Annotated in this window: 19 protein-coding genes; 13 read left to right on the forward strand and 6 right to left on the reverse strand. The window is 61.6% G+C overall.

Annotated features, from left to right (window positions below):
- Positions 1–132: 132 nt before the first annotated feature.
- The 12 genes from ACNAZA_RS01530 (at position 133) to ACNAZA_RS01585 (ending at position 11,637) form a co-directional block, all read left to right on the forward strand.
- Positions 133–741 carry a hypothetical protein gene (locus tag ACNAZA_RS01530; RefSeq protein ID WP_415794628.1) on the forward strand — a complete coding sequence of 203 codons (609 nt, stop codon included), beginning with the start codon at positions 133–135 and terminating at the stop codon, positions 739–741.
- Complete coding sequence (gene ubiB, locus ACNAZA_RS01535; RefSeq protein ID WP_415794630.1) at positions 738–2,306, forward strand: ubiquinone biosynthesis regulatory protein kinase UbiB; 1,569 nt, start codon at positions 738–740, stop codon at positions 2,304–2,306. Before ACNAZA_RS01530 ends, ubiB begins: the two co-directional genes overlap by 4 nt.
- 35 nt (positions 2,307–2,341) lie before the next feature.
- Positions 2,342–3,793 (forward strand): high affinity choline transporter 1, encoded by a 1,452-nt coding sequence (locus tag ACNAZA_RS01540; RefSeq protein WP_415794631.1) that lies wholly within the window; start codon positions 2,342–2,344, stop codon positions 3,791–3,793.
- A gap of 102 nt (positions 3,794–3,895) precedes the next feature.
- Complete coding sequence (locus tag ACNAZA_RS01545) at positions 3,896–4,195, forward strand: FmdB family zinc ribbon protein (protein ID WP_415794632.1); 300 nt, start codon at positions 3,896–3,898, stop codon at positions 4,193–4,195.
- 14 nt (positions 4,196–4,209) lie between these two features.
- Positions 4,210–4,833 carry a DUF502 domain-containing protein gene (locus ACNAZA_RS01550; protein ID WP_415794634.1) on the forward strand — a complete coding sequence of 208 codons (624 nt, stop codon included), beginning with the start codon at positions 4,210–4,212 and terminating at the stop codon, positions 4,831–4,833.
- 39 nt (positions 4,834–4,872) lie between these two features.
- Positions 4,873–6,678, forward strand: a complete 1,806-nt coding sequence (gene aspS / locus ACNAZA_RS01555) for an aspartate--tRNA ligase (RefSeq protein WP_415794635.1) — start codon at positions 4,873–4,875, stop codon at positions 6,676–6,678.
- A 236-nt stretch (positions 6,679–6,914) separates the two neighbouring features.
- Complete coding sequence (nudB, locus tag ACNAZA_RS01560; RefSeq protein WP_415794636.1) at positions 6,915–7,415, forward strand: dihydroneopterin triphosphate diphosphatase; 501 nt, start codon at positions 6,915–6,917, stop codon at positions 7,413–7,415.
- A gap of 14 nt (positions 7,416–7,429) precedes the next feature.
- Complete coding sequence (locus ACNAZA_RS01565) at positions 7,430–8,194, forward strand: endonuclease/exonuclease/phosphatase family protein (protein ID WP_120966427.1); 765 nt, start codon at positions 7,430–7,432, stop codon at positions 8,192–8,194.
- Positions 8,195–8,344: 150 nt separating this feature from the next.
- The gene (gene folE / locus ACNAZA_RS01570; protein WP_120970698.1) at positions 8,345–9,067 is read left to right on the forward strand and encodes a GTP cyclohydrolase I; all 723 of its coding nucleotides are present in this window, start codon (positions 8,345–8,347) and stop codon (positions 9,065–9,067) included.
- A 99-nt stretch (positions 9,068–9,166) separates the two neighbouring features.
- Positions 9,167–10,057: an EamA family transporter gene (locus ACNAZA_RS01575; protein ID WP_415794912.1), complete on the forward strand. Its 891-nt coding sequence runs from the start codon at positions 9,167–9,169 to the stop codon at positions 10,055–10,057.
- Between the two features lie 4 nt (positions 10,058–10,061).
- Positions 10,062–10,916 carry a DUF429 domain-containing protein gene (locus ACNAZA_RS01580; protein WP_415794637.1) on the forward strand — a complete coding sequence of 285 codons (855 nt, stop codon included), beginning with the start codon at positions 10,062–10,064 and terminating at the stop codon, positions 10,914–10,916.
- 73 nt (positions 10,917–10,989) lie between these two features.
- Positions 10,990–11,637 (forward strand): LysE family translocator, encoded by a 648-nt coding sequence (locus tag ACNAZA_RS01585; RefSeq protein WP_415794638.1) that lies wholly within the window; start codon positions 10,990–10,992, stop codon positions 11,635–11,637.
- 117 nt (positions 11,638–11,754) lie between these two features.
- Here the strand turns inward: ACNAZA_RS01585 and ACNAZA_RS01590 are convergent, their stop codons facing one another.
- The 5 genes from ACNAZA_RS01590 to ACNAZA_RS01610 all read right to left on the reverse strand — a co-directional run bounded on the left by ACNAZA_RS01590 (position 11,755) and on the right by ACNAZA_RS01610 (position 17,153).
- Complete coding sequence (locus ACNAZA_RS01590; RefSeq protein WP_415794639.1) at positions 11,755–13,242, reverse strand: ABC transporter substrate-binding protein; 1,488 nt, start codon at positions 13,240–13,242, stop codon at positions 11,755–11,757.
- A gap of 157 nt (positions 13,243–13,399) precedes the next feature.
- Positions 13,400–14,239: an ATP-binding cassette domain-containing protein gene (locus tag ACNAZA_RS01595; protein ID WP_415794641.1), complete on the reverse strand. Its 840-nt coding sequence runs from the start codon at positions 14,237–14,239 to the stop codon at positions 13,400–13,402.
- Positions 14,236–15,270 carry an ABC transporter ATP-binding protein gene (locus tag ACNAZA_RS01600; protein ID WP_415794642.1) on the reverse strand — a complete coding sequence of 345 codons (1,035 nt, stop codon included), beginning with the start codon at positions 15,268–15,270 and terminating at the stop codon, positions 14,236–14,238. The genes ACNAZA_RS01595 and ACNAZA_RS01600 overlap by 4 nt, the downstream gene beginning before the upstream one ends.
- An 18-nt stretch (positions 15,271–15,288) precedes the next feature.
- Positions 15,289–16,194: an ABC transporter permease gene (locus tag ACNAZA_RS01605; protein WP_415794643.1), complete on the reverse strand. Its 906-nt coding sequence runs from the start codon at positions 16,192–16,194 to the stop codon at positions 15,289–15,291.
- Complete coding sequence (locus tag ACNAZA_RS01610; protein ID WP_415794644.1) at positions 16,191–17,153, reverse strand: ABC transporter permease; 963 nt, start codon at positions 17,151–17,153, stop codon at positions 16,191–16,193. Before ACNAZA_RS01610 ends, ACNAZA_RS01605 begins: the two co-directional genes overlap by 4 nt.
- A gap of 313 nt (positions 17,154–17,466) precedes the next feature.
- Between ACNAZA_RS01610 and ACNAZA_RS01615 the strand changes: the two genes are divergently transcribed.
- Complete coding sequence (locus ACNAZA_RS01615; protein ID WP_120966435.1) at positions 17,467–17,724, forward strand: YfhL family 4Fe-4S dicluster ferredoxin; 258 nt, start codon at positions 17,467–17,469, stop codon at positions 17,722–17,724.
- An 83-nt stretch (positions 17,725–17,807) separates the two neighbouring features.
- On the opposite strand, the gene pth is transcribed toward ACNAZA_RS01615, so the two are convergent.
- Positions 17,808–18,437 carry an aminoacyl-tRNA hydrolase gene (gene pth / locus ACNAZA_RS01620; RefSeq protein ID WP_120966436.1) on the reverse strand — a complete coding sequence of 210 codons (630 nt, stop codon included), beginning with the start codon at positions 18,435–18,437 and terminating at the stop codon, positions 17,808–17,810.
- Positions 18,438–18,532 lie beyond the last annotated feature (95 nt).

Genomic DNA, 18,532 nt, shown 5'->3' on the forward strand with positions numbered 1-18,532 from the left:
ACTTTTTGAAATGGCATGCCTCATGCCAGAGGCATCAAGCAAGCGCCGCCGCGCAGCGAAGATGCCGTCCCCCTCAGGGGGAAGTGACGTAGTCACTCAGGGGGACTCCATTTCATGAATAATCGGGGGACTATGGCAACACAGTCCCCTCTTTCTTTTCTCAACGGTCTCGTGGAACGCGTGATGGCCGGCCCTCAGGCTCCCGAATGGCTGGTGAGCGAATTGCACCAACGTCTGGTGCTGTTCCTCAATCATGTGCTGATGCAGGAAAAAGAGGCGACGGAGCGCCTCGTGCGACAGAAAGGCCGTATTGCCCGAGTGCAATGGCGTCAGTACTCTGTGGCTCTGCAAATCACGCCCGCCGGTCTGTTCAACGTGGCTCCCGAAGATGCTGCGCCCGATCTGATGCTGGAAGTGACGCAAACTTCGCCCTTCTCGCTGGCTCAGACTGCCTTGCGCGGCGACAAGCCCGCCATCCGCATCGAAGGTGATGTGCAACTGGCGGCCGAGATCAACTGGCTGGTGGACAACGTCAAGTGGGATGTGGAGGAAGACCTCGCCCGCATGATTGGCGATGTGCCGGCGCATACCGTTGCCAAGGTGGCACGCACTGCGGCTCAGGGCCTGCGCCAGTTTGTCGGCGCCCGCATGGGCGCCAATTCGCCCGCCGAATCTGCCAGCCCCGTCTCTGCTGCACCTGTGGCTGCCATGCCTGGCGGCTCTGACTATTCCCAGCCATGAGCCGTTTCTTGCGTGGCTGGGCCATCCTCTGGGTGGCGTTTCGTTACGGCCTTGACGAGCTGGTGCTCTCGGGTCTGCCCCATCCCTGGTTGCGCCGCCTGCGCGGCGTGCTGACCTTTGGTCGCAAGCTGGACAAGCCACGCGGCGTGCGTCTGCGCGAGGCATTGGAAGAGCTGGGCCCGATTTTTGTGAAGTTTGGTCAGGTGCTTTCCACCCGCGGCGATCTCATGCCGCCCGATGTGGCGCTGGAGTTGGCCAAGCTGCAGGACCGTGTGCCGCCGTTCGAGGCGCAGATCGCGGTGGATACGATCGAGCGTTCCTTCCGCAAATCGCTGGACCAGATCTTTGTGGAGTTCGATCGCAAGCCGGTGGCCAGCGCCTCGATTGCGCAGGTGCACTTTGCTGTGGTGCGCAACAAGGACGGCAGCCACAGTGATGTGGCCGTCAAGGTGCTGCGCCCGGGCATGAAGACGGTGATCGACAAGGATCTGGCCCTCATGCACATGATGGCCGGCTGGTTGGAAGCCGTCTCCAGCGACGGCAAACGTCTCAAACCCAAGGAAGTGGTTGCCGAATTCGACAACTATCTGCATGACGAGCTGGATCTGATCCGCGAAGCCTCCAATGCCGCGCAACTGCGCCGCAACATGGAAGGCCTGGATCTGGTGCTGATCCCGGAAATCTTCTGGGATTACTGTCATACCGATGTGATGGTCATGCAGCGCATGAACGGCGTGCCCATCAGCCAGGTGGAGCGCTTGCGCGAAGCCGGGGTGGATATCCCCAAGCTGGCGCGGGACGGGGTGACGATTTTTTTCACCCAGGTGTTTCGCGACGGCTTTTTCCATGCCGACATGCACCCGGGCAACATCATGGTCAGTCTGGAACCCGATACTTTCGGGCGCTATATCTCGCTGGACTTTGGCATCGTCGGCACGCTCACCGAGTTCGACAAGGAATACCTGGCGCAGAACTTTCTGGCCTTCTTTCGCCGCGACTACAAGCGCGTGGCCGAGTTGCATGTGGAAAGCGGCTGGGTGCCCGCCACCACGCGCGTGGAAGAGCTGGAGGCTGCGATTCGCGCCGTCTGCGAGCCGTATTTCGATCGCCCGCTGGCCGAAATCTCGCTGGGCATGGTGCTGATGCGTCTGTTCCAGACTTCGCGTCGCTTCCAGGTCGAGATTCAGCCGCAGCTGGTGCTGCTGCAGAAAACACTGCTCAATATCGAAGGCCTGGGGCGTCAGCTCGATCCCAACCTGGATCTCTGGAGTACGGCCAAGCCTTTCCTGGAAAAGTGGATGCTCGACCAGATGGGCCCGCAGCGTCTGTGGCAGGAATTGCAGGCCCAGGCACCGCGCTACGCCAAACTGCTGCCCGACTTTCCGCGCGTGCTGCACCAGTACCTGGCCGGCCGGGGTAAGGACCATGAGAAAGACGCCTTGCTCAAGGAACTGCTCAAGCAGCAGAAGACGACCAATCGCTTGCTGCAGGCCATTGTCTGCGGCGGCATTGGCTTTGTGATCGGCCTGGTTGCGCTGCAGGTTCTGCTGCGCCTGCGCTTCTAAACCCCAACCCCCATTTTTGCAACAGGAGTGCCAGCGTGCTGCTCTCAATGGTGATTGCATACCTGTTGGTGACCATAGGCATTGGCCTGTGGGCTGCCAAACGGGTAAAGAACACGGCTGACTTTGCCATTGCCGGGCGCCACCTGCCCTTGTACATGATCATTACCACCACGTTTGCCACGTGGTTCGGGTCCGAACTGGTGCTGGGGGTGCCCGCCAAGTTTCTCGAAGGTGGCCTGCGTGCCTTGGTTGAAGATCCGTTTGGCGCGGGCATGTGTCTGATTCTGGTTGGCGTGTTCTTTGCCGCCAAGCTCTATCGCATGTCGCTGCTGACCATCAGCGACTACTACCGGGCCCGCTACGGACGGGTGATCGAGATGGTCTGCTCGCTGATCATCATGATCAGCTACCTGGGCTGGGTCTCGGCCCAGGTCACGGCGTTGGGGCTGGTCTTCAATCTGCTCTCGGGCGGAAGCGTCAGCATTCCGCTGGGCATGACGATAGGCTTGCTCTCGGTGCTGATCTACACGCTGTTTGGCGGCATGTGGTCGGTGGCCGTGACCGACTTCGTGCAGATGATCATTCTGGTGTTGGGCCTGCTGACGCTGGCTTTCTTTGCCGGAGACATGGCCGGCGGTGCCGACAAGGTGGTGGAGCTGGCCGTGAGCCGCGATCTTTTCCGCTTTCTGCCCGAGCCCAGCTTTCACGACATCATCTTTTTCCTTGGTGCGGCAGTCACCATGATGCTGGGCTCGATTCCCCAGCAGGACATTTTCCAGCGCGTGATGTCGGCGGACACCGAAAAATCGGCCGTGCGCGGCACCATCATCGGTGGTGCCTGCTATGTGATCTTTGCCTTTGTGCCCATGTTTCTGGTGGCCAGCGCTTTGCTGATCATGCCCAATGAAGCCAAGCTCTTGCTGGCCGAGGATCCGCAGAAAGTGCTGCCCACACTGGTCATGGACAAGATGCCGTTTGCCATGCAGGTGCTGTTCTTTGGCGCGCTGCTGTCGGCCATCAAATCCTGCGCCTCGGCAACCTTGCTGGCCCCCAGCGTAACGTTTACCGAGAACATCTGGCGCCAGTTTCGCCCCTATGTCAGCGATCAGGACAGCCTCAAGACCATGCGCATCAGTGTGCTGGTCTTCTCCGCATGCGTGCTGGCCTACTCCATCATGATGCAGGGCACGCCGATCTATGAACTGGTGGCCAGCGCCTATCAGGTGCCTCTGGTGGGCGCTTTTGTGCCCCTGGTCTTTGGTCTGTACTGGAAGCGTGCCACCACCCAGGGTGCTGTTTGCGCGGTGGTGCTGGGCATAGGCGTGTGGCTGGTGTTCATGGTGACGCCAGCGCTCAATCAGGCATTTCCACAGCAGCTGGCAGGGCTTTTATCGGCGGTGACCGGCATGGTGCTGGGGTCGTTGTTGCCCCAGTGGGTCAACAACCACCAGCGGGAATTACCGGGTGTGGAAGTGCTCAAGGCCTGAGGCTGCAATTTCCCGCGCCAAAGGACTTCAGCCCGAGGCACAGCAGATCAAGGGGCGGCGCTTATAATTGAGGGTTTTTGCACTTCCCTCGTTTTAAGCGCTATGCCTATTTATGCATACAAGTGTGGCTCCTGCGGTCATGCCAAGGATGTGCTGCAGAAAATTTCGGACGCGCCGCTGACCGTGTGCCCAGCTTGCGGGGTTCCGGCCTTTTCCAAGCAGCTCACGGCTCCGGGTTTTCAGCTCAAGGGTTTGGGCTGGTATGCCACGGACTTCAAGAACAGCGGCAGCAGCAAGCCTTCTCCTACCGCCCCGGCCGACAGTTCTGCCGCCAGCACCACGCCAGCCAGCACGGCGCCTGCCGCAGCGGCTGACAGCTCCACCACGACCAGCAATACCTAGGACTGCTCCACACTATGTCTGCATTGCGCAAATGGTTGATTGCCGGTTTGCTGGTCATCGTTCCCCTGGTGATTACGCTGGGTGTGCTCAACTGGATCATCGGAACGCTGGACCAGACGCTGGCCATTCTTCCTGAGGCCTGGCAGCCCGATAGATTGCTGGGTGTGCACATCCCCGGCTTTGGCGTCATCTTGACTCTGCTGATTTTGCTGGTGGTGGGTGCCATTGCCAGCAACTTCATTGGCCGCAAGTTTGTGGGCTGGGGTGATGCGCTGGTGCGCCGTATTCCCGTGGTGCGTTCCATCTACTCCAGCGTCAAGCAGGTCTCCGACACGGTTTTCTCCGACAGCGGCAACGCCTTTCGCACTGCGGTGCTGGTGCAGTGGCCGCGCGAAGGGGTCTGGACCGTGGCTTTTGTCACCGGTACGCCCAGCGGTGAAGTCGCAGCCTATCTGCGCGACGAATATCTGAGCGTGTTCGTGCCCACGACGCCCAACCCCACGGGGGGCTATTTCGTGATGGTGCGCAAAAGCGAGTGCATAGAACTCGAGATGAGCGTGGATGCTGCGCTCAAATACATTGTTTCGATGGGTGTGGTTGCTCCGCCTGACCTCACCGCTATCGAAGAACCTAAATAACAACCTTGTCGCATCCGTAGGGGTGCAGGAAGATTTTTCATGGCAATGCGTTCCCAATACTGCGGTCTGGTGACCGAAGCCCAGATGGGCGAAACCGTGACGCTGTGCGGCTGGGTGAATCGCCGCCGCGACCACGGTGGTGTGATCTTTATCGACCTGCGTGACCGCGAAGGCTATGTGCAAGTGGTCTGCGATCCCGATCGCGCAGACATGTTCAAGGTGGCCGAAGACATTCGCAGCGAGTACTGCGTGCAGGTCAAGGGTCTGGTGCGTGCACGCCCCGCCGGCACCACCAACGACAAGCTCAAGAGCGGCCAGATCGAAGTGCTGTGCCACGAGCTGAACGTGCTCAACGCCGCCGTGACGCCTCCCTTCCAGGTGGATGAGGACAATCTGTCGGAAAACGTGCGTTTGACCAACCGCGTGATGGATCTGCGTCGCCCCGTGATGCAGCGCAACATGATGCTGCGTTACAAGACTTCGATCCAGGTGCGCAACTTTCTGGACAAGCTGGGCTTCATCGACATCGAAACCCCCATGCTGGGCAAGTCCACACCCGAAGGCGCTCGCGACTATCTGGTGCCTTCGCGCGTGCACGACGGCCAGTTCTTCGCGCTGCCCCAGTCGCCCCAGCTGTACAAGCAAATGCTGATGGTCTCGGGCTTTGACCGCTACTACCAGATCACCAAGTGCTTCCGCGACGAAGACTTGCGCGCCGACCGCCAGCCCGAATTCACGCAGATCGACTGCGAAACCTCGTTCCTGAATGAGGAAGAAATCCGCGCCATCTTCCAGCAGATGATCAAGGAAGTGTTCCAGACCCAGCTGAACGTGGATCTGGGCGAGTTCCCCATCATGACGTACCAGGATGCGGCCTTCCGCTTTGGTTCGGACAAGCCCGATCTGCGCGTCAAGCTCGAATTCACCGAGCTGACCGACTGCATGGGCGATGTGGACTTCAAGGTGTTCTCCGTGCCCGCCACCACCAAGGGCGGTCGTGTGGTGGCCTTGCGCGTTCCCGGCGGCGCGGCGATTTCGCGTGGCGAGATCGACGGCTACACCGAGTTCGTCAAGATCTACGGCGCCAAGGGTCTGGCCTGGATCAAGGTCAACGAAGTGGCCAAGGGCCGCGAAGGCCTGCAGTCGCCCATCGTCAAGAACCTGCACGACGCAGCCATCGCTGAAATCCTCAAGCGCACCGGCGCACAGGACGGCGACCTGCTGTTCTTCGGTGCAGACAAGGAAAAGATCGTCAACGACTCCATCGGCGCACTGCGTCTGAAGGTCGGTCACAGCGAGTTCGGCAAGAAGAGCGGCCTGTTCGAAGACAAGTGGGCACCGCTGTGGGTGGTGGACTTCCCCATGTTCGAGCATGACGAAGAAAGCGGCCGCTGGGTGGCTGTGCACCATCCCTTCACCTCGCCCAAGGATGGTCATGAAGACCTGATGGACACCGATCCCGGCAAGTGCATCGCCAAGGCCTACGACATGGTCTTGAACGGCTGGGAACTGGGTGGCGGCTCGGTCCGTATCCACCGCGCCGACGTGCAGTCCAAGGTGTTTGCCGCCCTGAACATCACGCCCGAAGACCAGCGCGCCAAGTTCGGCTACCTGCTGGATGCGCTGCAATACGGCGCGCCTCCCCACGGTGGCCTGGCTTTCGGCCTGGATCGTCTGATCACGCTGATGACTGGCTCCGAATCCATCCGCGACGTGATTGCCTTCCCCAAGACCCAGCGCGCCCAGGATTTGCTGACGCAAGCGCCTTCGTCCGTGGACGAAAAGCAGCTGCGCGAGCTGCACATCAAGCTGCGCAACGTGGCTGTGACGACCACCGAGGCCTGAGCCCGGATTTGACTGCGCGGCGCGCAGTCAAGCACCAAGCGCCAGACTGCGAAAGCGGCTGGCGCTTTTTTCATGCAATCAAAAAGATAGCTGTTTGCGCCTGTTTGGTTTGGGTTTCATTCGGTTTTTGCGTTGAACTGCTGAATATTCAAACGCTATCAGCTATTGAATTTGAATAAGCCACAGGGCTGGCATGGCTCAGGCCTGTGTCATCGTCGGCGCGCTAACATGGGTCCATGAGTTCAGCGCCTTACAAGATTCCGGAATCCGTCCTGGTGGTTATTTACCGCGAGAACAGCCAGGTCCTGCTGCTGTGCCGCGCCGTGGCGGCGCCGGGCGGCGAGCCGTTCTGGCAATCGGTCACGGGCAGCAAGGACTTTGACGACGAGGACTGGCGCGACACCGCGATTCGCGAGGTGCGCGAGGAAACCGGTATCGATGCACTGGCCGAAGGCTGCGTGCTGACGGACTGGAATCTGGAGAATCTCTACACCATCTACCCCGAGTGGCAGCACCGCTATGCGCCTGGCGTGTGGCACAACCGGGAGCGGGTTTTCGGCCTGCAAGTGCCCGCCGATCTGTGCGTGCACTTGAATCCCAGAGAGCACACCGCACATGAATGGCATGCCTGGCGCGATGCCGCCCAGCGTTGCTTTTCTTCATCCAATGCCGAAGCGATTTTGCTGTTGCCGCGCTTTGCTACGCAATCGGCGGCAGAGCCATTCGCACAGTCTTGAACGAGTTTGAGCCTATGTCTGAAAAACAGTTGTCCGCGCCCGCCGATCCGCAGATTCTGCGCGTGGCTACCTACAACATTCACAAAGGCGTGCAAGGTCTGGGGCCGGCGCGCCGTCTTGAGATTCACAATCTGGGCCTGGCGGTGGAGCAGCTCGATGCCGACATCGTCTGCCTGCAGGAAGTGCGCAAGATGAACCGCAAGGAGGAGCAGTACTTCGACCACTGGCCCAACGTGCCCCAGGCCGAGTATCTGGCGCCCGAGGGTTATGAGTCGGTCTATCTGACCAATGCCTATACCAAGGACGGCGAGCATGGCAATGCGCTGCTCAGCCGCTGGCCGGTCATAGGCTACCAGCACGAGGACATTTCCGATCACCGCTTCGAGCAGCGCGGCCTGCTGCATGTGGAGGTGGATATCGACGGACGCCGCGTGCACTCCATCGTGGTGCATCTGGGGCTGATTCCCGGCAGCCGCCTGCGCCAGATTGCCCGGCTGCAAAGCTTTATCGAGCGCGAGGTGCCGCCCAATGCGCCCCTGGTGGTGGCGGGCGACTTCAATGACTGGGGCAACCAGATCAAGCGCATGCTGGCGGGCTTTGGCCTGTTCGAGTACGACGATACCCAGGGCATTCTGACCTACCCGTCCCGCCTGCCGATTGCCCAGCTAGACCATATCTATGTGCGGGGGCTGACTCCCATGGGCCTGCACGTGCCAAAGGGCCGCATCTGGTGGCGCATGTCCGACCATCTGCCCCTGATTGCAGAATTCAAGCTGTGACGACCGCCAGGCGCAGCTTCTCTTGCAAATGGTTCAGGCCGGTTTGCAAATTGCTCCTGAATTAATAGCTTGTTGTGCCTTGTGAATATGCGTTTCCATGGCAAATCCTTTGTAGCTTGTGGAAGATGATTCGCTGGTACCATGGCTGACATGTTCAGAGAAGTGGCCGACATGACAACAGACAACCAGACTGAGGGCACGCCCGTCTCGGTCAAGATTCGCGAACGGCTGCAGGCGGCGAACAAGCGCTTTCACGCCAATGACAACATCTCCGAATTCATCGAGCCCGGCGAGTTGGAAAAGATGCTGGACGAGGTGCAGGAGAAGATGCAGGGCGTGCTTGACTCCATGGTGATCGACACTGTCCACGATCACAACACCCGAGCCACGGCCCGCCGCGTCGCCAAGATGTATCTCAACGAAGTGTTCCGGGGGCGCTATGTGACGCAGCCCGCGATCACCGAGTTCCCCAATGCCGAGCACCTCAATGAGCTGATGATTGTCGGCCCGATTACCGTGCGCAGCGCCTGCAGCCATCACCTGTGCCCGGTGATCGGCAAGATCTGGGTGGGCGTGTTGCCCAACAAGAACACCAATGTGATCGGCCTGTCCAAGTACGCCCGTCTGGTGGACTGGATCATGGGGCGCCCGCAGATTCAGGAAGAGGCCATCATTCAGCTGGCCGATCTGATCATGGACAAGACCCGTCCCGACGGTCTGGCCGTGGTCATGGAAGCTTCGCACTTTTGCATGTCCTGGCGCGGCGTGCGCGAGATGGACAGCAAGATGCTCAACTCCGTGATGCGAGGCGCTTTCCTGACTAATTACGAACTGCGCCGCGAGTTTCTTTCGCTGATTGCTGCCCGCAAGTAAGCAATGCTCTGATTCCTCTCCTCCAAAAGGCTGCGCGTCGCGCGGCCTTTTGCTTTTCAGCTGCCGCCTGCATCTTCGATTGCGGCAGCCATGTCATCCATGTCACTGCAAGCTTTTTTCCTCATCATTCTGGCGGGCCTGATTCATTCGGGCTGGAACATCGTGGCCAAGAAGGCGGGGGGCGATGCCCGCTTTTCGCTTTTCACCTCGGTCTTCAATGCCCTGATCTGGCTGCCGCTGGGCTGGTGGCTGGGCAAGGATGTGGTGCCTTCCTGGGGGGGGATGGAATGGGTCTTCGTCACGGCCAGCGCCGTGCTGCACGTGTTTTATTTTGTGGTGCTGCTGCGCGGCTACCGCGTGGCCGATCTCACCGTGGTCTACCCGCTGGCACGCGGCAGCGGGCCGCTGATTTCATCGCTGGTGGCGATTACCTTCCTGGGTGAGGAACTCTCCACCCTGGGCGCCGCCGGTATTGCCGGCGTGGTGGTGGGCGTATTTCTGATTGCCGGCGGCCCGCGCATGATTGCTGCCATACGCATGGGCGAATCCAGCGAGGCCAAGGCCCGCGTGCTCTCCGGCCTTTACTACGGCCTGCTTACCGGCATGTTTATCGCGGCCTATACGGTGGTCGACAGCTATGCCGTCAAGGTGATGCTGATGTCGCCGATTCTGGTGGACTATGTGGGCAATCTGATTCGCCTGGTCATTCTGGCGCCGCTGGCCGTCACGGACTGGAGCGAGACCCGCCGCCTGTGGCGGGTGCAATGGCGTTACGCGGCGGTGGTGGCTTTTTTCAGCCCCATTGCCTATGTGCTGGTGCTGTATGCGGTGCAGAGCGCACCCATCTCGCATGTGGCGCCTGCGCGCGAGGTCTCCATGCTGTTCGCGGCCCTGATCGGCGGCAAGCTGCTGGGCGAGGGCGACCGGGCGCTGCGCATTGCCGGCGCTGTGATGATTGCGCTGGGCGTGACGGCCCTGGGCCTGGGCTGAGGACATGCAGCTGCTAGGCTGCGACTTCAGCAGCAGCCCGACTCGTCGCAAGCCCATTGTGGTGGCGCGTGGGCAGCTATGTCTGGAGAAGCGATCTGTGCGCCTGGATGAGCTGCTGCACTTTGCCACGCTGGATGGCTGGAGCGAATGGCTGACCGGCGATGCACATGGCACTTGGGTGGGTGGCTTCGATCTGCCCTTTGGCCTGCCGCGCGAGCTGGTACAGGCGCTGAGCTGGCCCACGGACTGGGCTGCCTGCATGGATTTCTACGCCGGCCTGAGCCGAGCGCAGATACGCGAGCAGTTCAAGGCCTTTTGCGCCGCCCGGCCCGTGGGCGGCAAGTTTGCCCACCGGGCCACGGATATTCCGGCCGGCTCCAGCGCTTCCATGAAATGGGTGAATCCGCCGGTGGCCTATATGTTGCATGCCGGCCTGCCGCGTCTGCGTGCGGCCGGCCTGTATTTTCCGGGCCTGCAAGCGCATCAGGCTGGCGCACCGCGCGTGGCGCTTGAAGCCTATCCAGGCCTGCTGGCGCGCTCCATCATCGGGCGGCGCAGCTATAAAAGCGATGCGGCGGCCAAGCAGGACGAGGCCCGCCATGCGGCGCGGCTGCAATTGCTGGCCGCGCTGGAATCGGGCGCTACGGCCACCGGCCTCAGTCTGAAGCTGGGTGCCGATCAGCGCCAGAGCCTGTTGCACGACGCCAAAGGCGACGCCCTGGATGCCGTGCTCTGCATGTTGCAAGCCGCCTGGGCCGCACAGCGCCATGCGGGTGGCGATACGCTCTATGGTCTGCCGGCCCAGATGGATGGGCTGGAAGGCGCCATCGTGATGGCAGATTTGTCAGATTTTGCATAAAAACAGGCTATAGCCCATGTTTTATATGCGGTTGCAGCTATTGTTTTGGTAGTCGTAAGAAGAGAGACGCTTCATGCTCGCTTGGGAAACTTTGATCGCTTTTTTTGGCGTGGCCGTGCTGCTGGGTTTGAGCCCCGGGCCGGACAATCTTTTTGTGCTGCTGCAGTCCGCTCAGTGCGGCTGGCGCGTGGGCCTGTGCGTGGTGCTGGGTCTGTGCCTGGGCGTTGTGGGCCACACCGCAGCGGTGGCCCTGGGGCTCGCAGCGATTGTGGCGGCATCGCCCATGCTGTTCACTGTGCTCAAGGTTTGCGGTGCGGCCTATCTGCTCTATATGGCCTGGGGGGCATGGCGTGCGCCGGTGGAGATCAGCGAAACCGCGCAGGCACAGGTACAGCGCGATGTGCTGACACTGCAATCTGCACTGGGCTGGGTTGGCCGTGGCCTGGTCATGAATCTGACCAACCCCAAGGTTCTCATCTTCTTTCTGGCCTTTCTACCCCAATTTGCAGACCCCGCGCGCGGCAGCGTGCCTGTGCAGATCATGGTGCTGGGCTGTGTCTTCATGGCATCGGCCTGGCTGGTATTTGGTTCCATCGCCTGCTTCTCGGGTCTGTTCGGTCAGATTCTGCAGCGCTCCGCCCGTGCCCAGCGCTGGCTCAACCGCATCGCCGCCACCGTCTTCGGTGCGCTGGCGCTGAAACTGGCGATGGTTCAGCGCTAGAGACGAGAGCCATAAAAACTGGCGCGGCCCCGCAGCGAGGCTGTCGTCTCCCTCCCATAGCGTGCAGCGCGTAGAGAGAGGGGGGAAGGCGCGCAGCGCCACAGGGGGAGTTTTAAGTCATCCCCAGGACAAAGACGAGAGATCGTTCACAAACACCGGCATGTCCTTCCACAGGCCGCGCAGCTTTTTGTCGGCCACCGTCACCCATTGCGGGGTGTAGAGAAAGGCGTGGGCTGCGTCCTTGGCCAGCAGGCGCTGGGCATCGCCTAGCAGGCGGGCGCGGTCGGCGGGGCGCGAGGCGTTCTTGATCTTTTCGAACAAGTCGTTGAACTCGGGCGAGCGGTAGCCCCAGTAATAGTCGGGCTTGGCAAAATTGCCCAGATCAAAAGGCTCCACATGCGAGATCAGCGTGAGGTCGTAGTTCTTGTTGCCGTAGGTGCCGGACAACCACTGCGCCCATTCCACGTTCTGCAGCTTGACCTGGATGCCTATCTTGGCCAGCTGGGCCGCAATCAGCTCGCCGCCCTGGCGTGCGTAAGGCGTGGGTGGCAGCGTCATATTGAGGGTCAAGGGGGTCTTGACTCCGGCTTCGGCCAGCAGCGCCTTGGCCAGTTCCACATCAAAGGGGTTGACGCCCGTGGTGTCCACATAGCCAAAGGCCGTGGGCACGTAGTAGCTGCCAATAGGCACGCCATAGCCATCGGCCGCACCGGCGATCACGGCCTTGCGGTCTATGGCCGAGGCGATGGCGCGGCGCACGCGCACATCGTTCAGCGGCTTGCGGGCGTTGTTGATGGCCACAATGGTTTTGGCGCGCGAGTTGCTCACCACCACCTGGAAGCGCGGGTTGTGCTTGAACTGGGGCACGCTGCGCGGCGTGACGCGGGGGAAGGCGTCCACATCGCCGGCCAGGAGAGCCGCGACCTGCGCGGCGGAGTCCGGGATAAAGCGGAAGACGGCGCGTTGTATGCGTATGCCTTGTGCGGCGCGGTAATCCTTCCAGGCCGTCAGCGTGACCGAAGCACCTCTGGCCCAGGCGGCCAGCGTATAGGGGCCAGTGCCCACGGGCTTGGTGGCATTGGTGGCGGCGCTCTTGGGCTCCACGATGATGGAGGTTGCCTGACCCAGCACGAAGAGAAAATCGGGGTCTATGTCCTGGTTGGTGATGACGATGGTGTGCTCGTCCGCCACCCGGCAGCGCAGGTCGGCAAAAGTGCGCTTGTCCTTGTTGGTGCTTTTGTCGGCGGCCGCACGCTCGAACGAGAACTTCACCGTGGCGGCATTGAAGGGCTCGCCGTTCTGGAACTTCACGTCCTTGCGCAGGCGAAAAGTGTAGGTCTTGAGGTCGGAGGAGACTTCCCAGCTCTCGGCCAGCAGGGGCGAGACGCTGCCGTCGGAGTTGATCTTGGTCAGCGTCTCGAAGATGTTGTATTGCACGACCTCGGCAATCGAGGAGGCTGCGCCTGCCGTGGGGTCCAGTCCTGGCGGCTCCAGTGTCATGGCCAGGGTGACGCTGTTTTTCTTGGCCTGGGCCAGTGTAGGCCAGGACGACAGCAGGGGCAAGCCGGCAGCAGAGCTGACCAGCAAGGTGCGGCGGTTGAGCATCGACAAAGTCTCCGAAGGGGGTGGGGCAGTGGAGTGACCCAAAGAACGTAGCAGGCAGCGCAATGCAGCCGTGCTTCAACGGCGTTTTTACACCAGGTGTGCCGCCATGCCCGGTGGTCGCGGATTTATATGCGTTACGGGTAGTGTCGGCAAAGCCTCAACGATACTGCGCCGGCAGGCGGGGCGCGGCTTTGACCAGGGCCTGGGTATAAGGGTGTTCGGGGGCGGAGAACAACTTTTGCGGTGTGCCGCGCTCCACAATCTGGCCCTGGTAGAGCACGATGACTTCGTCGCACACATGTTGCACCACGGCCAGATCGTGGCTGATGAAGAGATAGGACAGGCCTAGCTCGCGCTGCAGCTGCTGCATGAGATTGAGCACCTGGGCCTGTACCGATACATCCAGCGCGCTGACGGGCTCGTCGGCCACGATGAGCTGGGGCCGGGTGATCAGCGCCCGTGCAATTGCAATGCGCTGGCGCTGGCCGCCGGAAAACTCATGCGGGTACTTGTCCGCATCCTGGGCGCGCAGGCCGACCTGGCTCAGCACGGTCTGCACCTGGCTGCGCTGTGCCTCCCGGGCAGGTGGCTGCTCCAGCGTGCACAAGGGCTCGGCCACGATGCGCTCCACCGTCATGCGCGGGTCCAGCGACGCGTAAGGGTCTTGAAACACCATCTGAAAATCGCGGCGTGCGCTGCGCAGCTCGTGGCTGCTCATCCGGTGCAAGTCGCGCCCTTTGAGCTGCACCGTGCCGGCCGTCGGCGTATCGAGGGCCATGACCAGTCGTGCCAGCGTGGACTTGCCCGAGCCCGATTCGCCCACCACGCCCAGGCTCTGGCCGGCCTTGAGCGTGAAGCTCACGCCGCGCAAGGCCTGCAGCGGCTCGGGTTTGCGCCACAGCGAGCTTCTGGCCATGGAATAAGAGCGATGCAGCCCTGTCACCTTTAGCAGGCAAGCGCTTTCAGCTCCTGTTTTGATATCTTCTGAAGGCATCATGCGATCGTCCCTGTCGTCGGCTCTATGGCTTCCTTGCGCAGGCAATGCACCACATGGGGCTGGCGCCAGCAAGCCAGCGAGACGGGGGCTGAGGTGCCGGGCGTTTGCAAGGTGTGTGCAGGAGGGCGCTCCACAAAGCAGGGCTGGGCGGTAAAGCTGCAGCGCCCGGCAAACGGGCAGCCCAGGGGCAGGTCGACCAACTCGGGAACCGTGCCGGCAATCGTGGGCAGGGGCTGGCGCTGCGCTGCCAGATGCAGCTGCGGACGGGCCGCAAACAGGCCGCGTGTGTAGGGGTGGGCGCGAGAGGCAAACACGGCCTCGGTCATGCCCGACTCCACCACCGTGCCGCCATACATGACCAGCAACTGCTCCACGTTTTGCGCAATCACGCCCAGATCGTGGGAGATCAGTACCAGGGCCATGGCGTGCTCGGCCACCAGAGACTGCAGCAAATCCAGAATGTGCTGCTGCACCGTCACGTCCAGCGCCGTGGTGGGTTCGTCTGCAATCAGCAGATCGGGCCCGCAGGCCAGGGCCATGGCAATGGTGATGCGCTGGCGCTGACCGCCGGAGAACTGATGCGGATAGTCATCAAAGCGCTGGGCCGCGTGGGCAATGCCTACCCGCTCCAGCAGCTCGATGGCGCGGCTGCGGGCCTGGGCACGACTCAGTCGCAAATGCAGGCGCAGCGGCTCGGCCACCTGGCGGCCTATGCTGTGCACGGGGTTCAGGGCCGACATGGGTTCCTGAAACACCATGGCCATGCGGTTGCCGCGCAGCGCGCAGAGTTGTTTCTCGCTTTGCTCCAGCAACTCCATGCCGTCCAGCAAGATGCTGCCGTCCACCTGGGCATGCTGTGGCAGCAGTCCCATGAGGGCCAGGGCTGTCAGCGATTTGCCGCAGCCCGATTCACCGATCAGGCCCAGGGTGGCGCCGCGTTCCAGCGAAAAGCTCACATCGCGCACGGCTTGCGCACGGCCGCGATGGGTTTGCAGATTGATGGTGAGGTTGGTGACTTCAAGCAAAGACATGTATCGCTTTCCTTGCCATCAGCGTTCGCGCGCCAGCCGGGGGTCCAGTAGATCGCGCAGGCCGTCGCCCAAAAGGTTGAGGCCCAGCACCGACAGCGCAATCGCCACGCCGGGCCAGACGGCCAGCAGCGGCGCCTGGAACATCAGCGTCTGTGCTTCGCTGAGCATGCGGCCCCAGGAGGGCTGGGGCGGCTGGGTGCCCAGGCCCAGATAGGACAAGGCAGCCTCCGCCAGGATGGCCAGTGCGAATTGGATCGTGGCCTGTACCACCAGCATCGAGGCGATATTGGGCAGCACATGCTGCACGGTAATGGCCCAGCGGCTTTTGCCGCAGGCGCGGGCCGCCATCACATAGTCGCGCGCCCAGACAGCATTGGCCGAGGCCCGGCTGATGCGCGCAAAAGTGGGGATGTTGAAGATGCCGATGGCGATGATGGCGTTGACCATGCCCGCGCCAAACACGGCCGTCAGCATGATGGCCGAGAGCAGGGCCGGGAAGGCAAAGGTGAAGTCGGCCAGGCGCATGATGATTTCCTCGATCCAGCCGCGGCGGGCGGCGGCAATCAGCCCCAGAATCAGACCCAGCGCCAGACCTATGCTCACGGCAATCAGGCCCACGGCAATGGAGGCGCGTGCGCCGACGAGAATTTGCGAGGCCACGTCGCGCCCCAAGGCGTCCGTGCCCAGCCAGTGCTGGCTGCTGGCGCTTTGCAGGGCGGCATCCATGTCTATCTCGTAGGCCGAACCCGGAGTCCAGGCAAAAGACAGCAAGGCGGAGGCAATCAGCAAGGCGGTCAGCATGGCCCCCAGCACAAAGCTGCGGTGGTGCAGAGCGCGCTGCACAAAGCTTTGAGGCTGTGTGCGGCTGAAGGCGCGCGTGGGATAAGGCTGAGGGGGACGGTTCGATTCAGGGCGTGCGCTCATATATCGCTGGCCTTGATGCGCGGATCGATGGCGGCATAAAGCATATCGACCACAAAATTGATAAGCACCACCATGGCCGCCAGCAGCAGCACGCAGTTGCGCACCACGATGACATCGCGGTTGGCAATGGACTGAAAGATCAGTCGCCCGAGGCCAGGCAGGTAGAACACGTTTTCCACCACGATGGTGCCGGCCAGCAGATTGGCAAACTGCAGGCCCATCACGGTGATGACGGGAATCATGGCGTTGCGCAACACATGTCCCCACAGGGCGGCGGTGCGCGACAGGCCTTTGGCGCGGGCCGTGCGTACAAAGTCCTCGCCCAACGCCTCAAGCACGGCAGAGCGCGTGATGCGCGCCAGGATGGCAGCCTGGACCACGGCTAAAGAGATGGCCGGCAGCAGCAGGGCCTGCAGCGCGGTCCAGAAGCCGCCACCGGCTTCCTCGGTCCAGCCCGGAAAGCCACCGGCCGAGAACCATTGCAGCTTCACTGAAAACAGCAGGATCAGCAGGATGGCGAACCAGAAGTTTGGAATGGCAATGCCGATCTGGGCCAGGCCCATCACGCCCACATCGCCCCAGCGCCTGTGGCGTGAGGCCGCATAGACGCCAGCGGCCAGTGCCAGCACCGTGGTGATGAGCATGGACAGAACCGCCAGCGGCACGGTGATGGCAAGGCGCTCCAGCACCAGCTCGGATACCGGTGAGCCATAGGCATAGCTGGTCCCCATATCGCCATGGAACAGGCCGGCTATCCATTGGCTGTAGCGCGCCCAGGCGCTTTGATCCAGTCCCAGCTGTTCGGCCATGGCCTGCACGGCTTCGGGCGATGCGTCGGGGCCCATCAATGTTTGGGCTGCATTGCCGGGCAGGATTTCCAGCACGGCAAAGACGACCACGGAGGCGCCCAGCAAGGTGATGGCCAGCGTCAACAGGCGCTTGAGAAAGAACACGCTCATAGCGGGTGACATGCGCCTGCGGTAGAAGCGCAGGCGGCGGAGTCGCGGTGATTCATGGTGGGCAGGGCTTGGCGGGCGCAGAAGGGATGGGCGTTTTCCGCCATTTTTCGCGCAGCATAGCGGCAATTGTGAAGCCGTGCAGGCTGCATGCGGCTCAGACCGCAGCAATTGCCCAGGCATGGAGTGCAAGCAAGCGGCGCCAGGGCTTTGACCGCGAGCCCACCAAGTCTTGTGCGGCACGGGATAATCGGGACAGGCAAGCCGTTGTTGCCCGCCGCAGCGCGGGTTGTTTTGGGAGAGACAAGGAGTTCACATGGCATTGATGATTACGGATGAATGCATCAACTGTGATGTGTGCGAGCCTGAGTGCCCGAACGACGCCATTTACATGGGCGAGCAGTTCTACGAGATCACTCCGTCCAAGTGCACGGAGTGTGTGGGCCATTTTGACGAGCCCCAATGTGTGCAGATCTGCCCCGTAGCCTGTATTCCCGTGAATCCCGAATTCGTGGAAAGCCGCGAGGTCCTGCTCAAGAAGTACGAGCTGCTGCAGCAGACCAAGAGCGCTTAATCAAGCTGTTTCAGGGCTGTAACCCAGAATATAAAAGCGCAGATAGCTACTGAATTGGTAGCGTCTGCGTTTTTTTTATGGCCTCAAGCCTTGGGCTGTTCCGCTTCGGGCGCGGGCTGACGCGGTGGCTTGGGGCGTGGAGCCTTGGTGGTGTGGATGGCAAGCGTGGCCTTGTCCATCTGCCCAGCCACCAGTTCGGGCCAGGCTTTGAGCGAATGGGCAATGCTGTCCTCAATCAGCTTCATTTGATCGGGGGAGGGCTTTTTCAGCACCCAGTTGGCGACTTCGCCTTTGTGGCCGGGGTGGCCAATGCCCACGCGCAGCCGCCAGTAGTCGGCAGAGCCCAGTTGGGCATGGATGTCGCGCAGGCCATTGTGGCCTCCGTGGCTGCCGCCGCGCTTGAGCTTGACCTGGCCGGGTTCGAAATCCAGCTCGTCGTGCACGACCAGAATTTCCTCGGGCTGGATTTTGAAGAAACGTGCCAGTGCGCCTACGGATTTGCCCGAGAGGTTCATGAAGGTCTGAGGCTGCAGCAGCCAGACGGTCTGACCGTTGACTGTGGTGCGAGCCATCAAGCCCCAGTAGCTGCGCTCGGGCACCAACGTGACCTTGAGTTCGCGGGCCAGTGCGTCAACCCACCAGAAGCCGGCGTTGTGGCGTGTGTCTTCGTATTCAGGGCCAGGATTGCCAAGGCCGACAAACAGTTTGATCATGGGGCAATTATCTCCGTTGCACAGGTATGGCAGGCGGGGCGGGGCTTGTGATCGGCCATGAAAAAGGCCCACGCGAGGTGGGCCTTTTTCACGCG

It is taken from the genome of Comamonas aquatilis, from assembly GCF_965139575.1.
GTDB lineage: Bacteria > Pseudomonadota > Gammaproteobacteria > Burkholderiales > Burkholderiaceae_C > Comamonas > Comamonas aquatilis.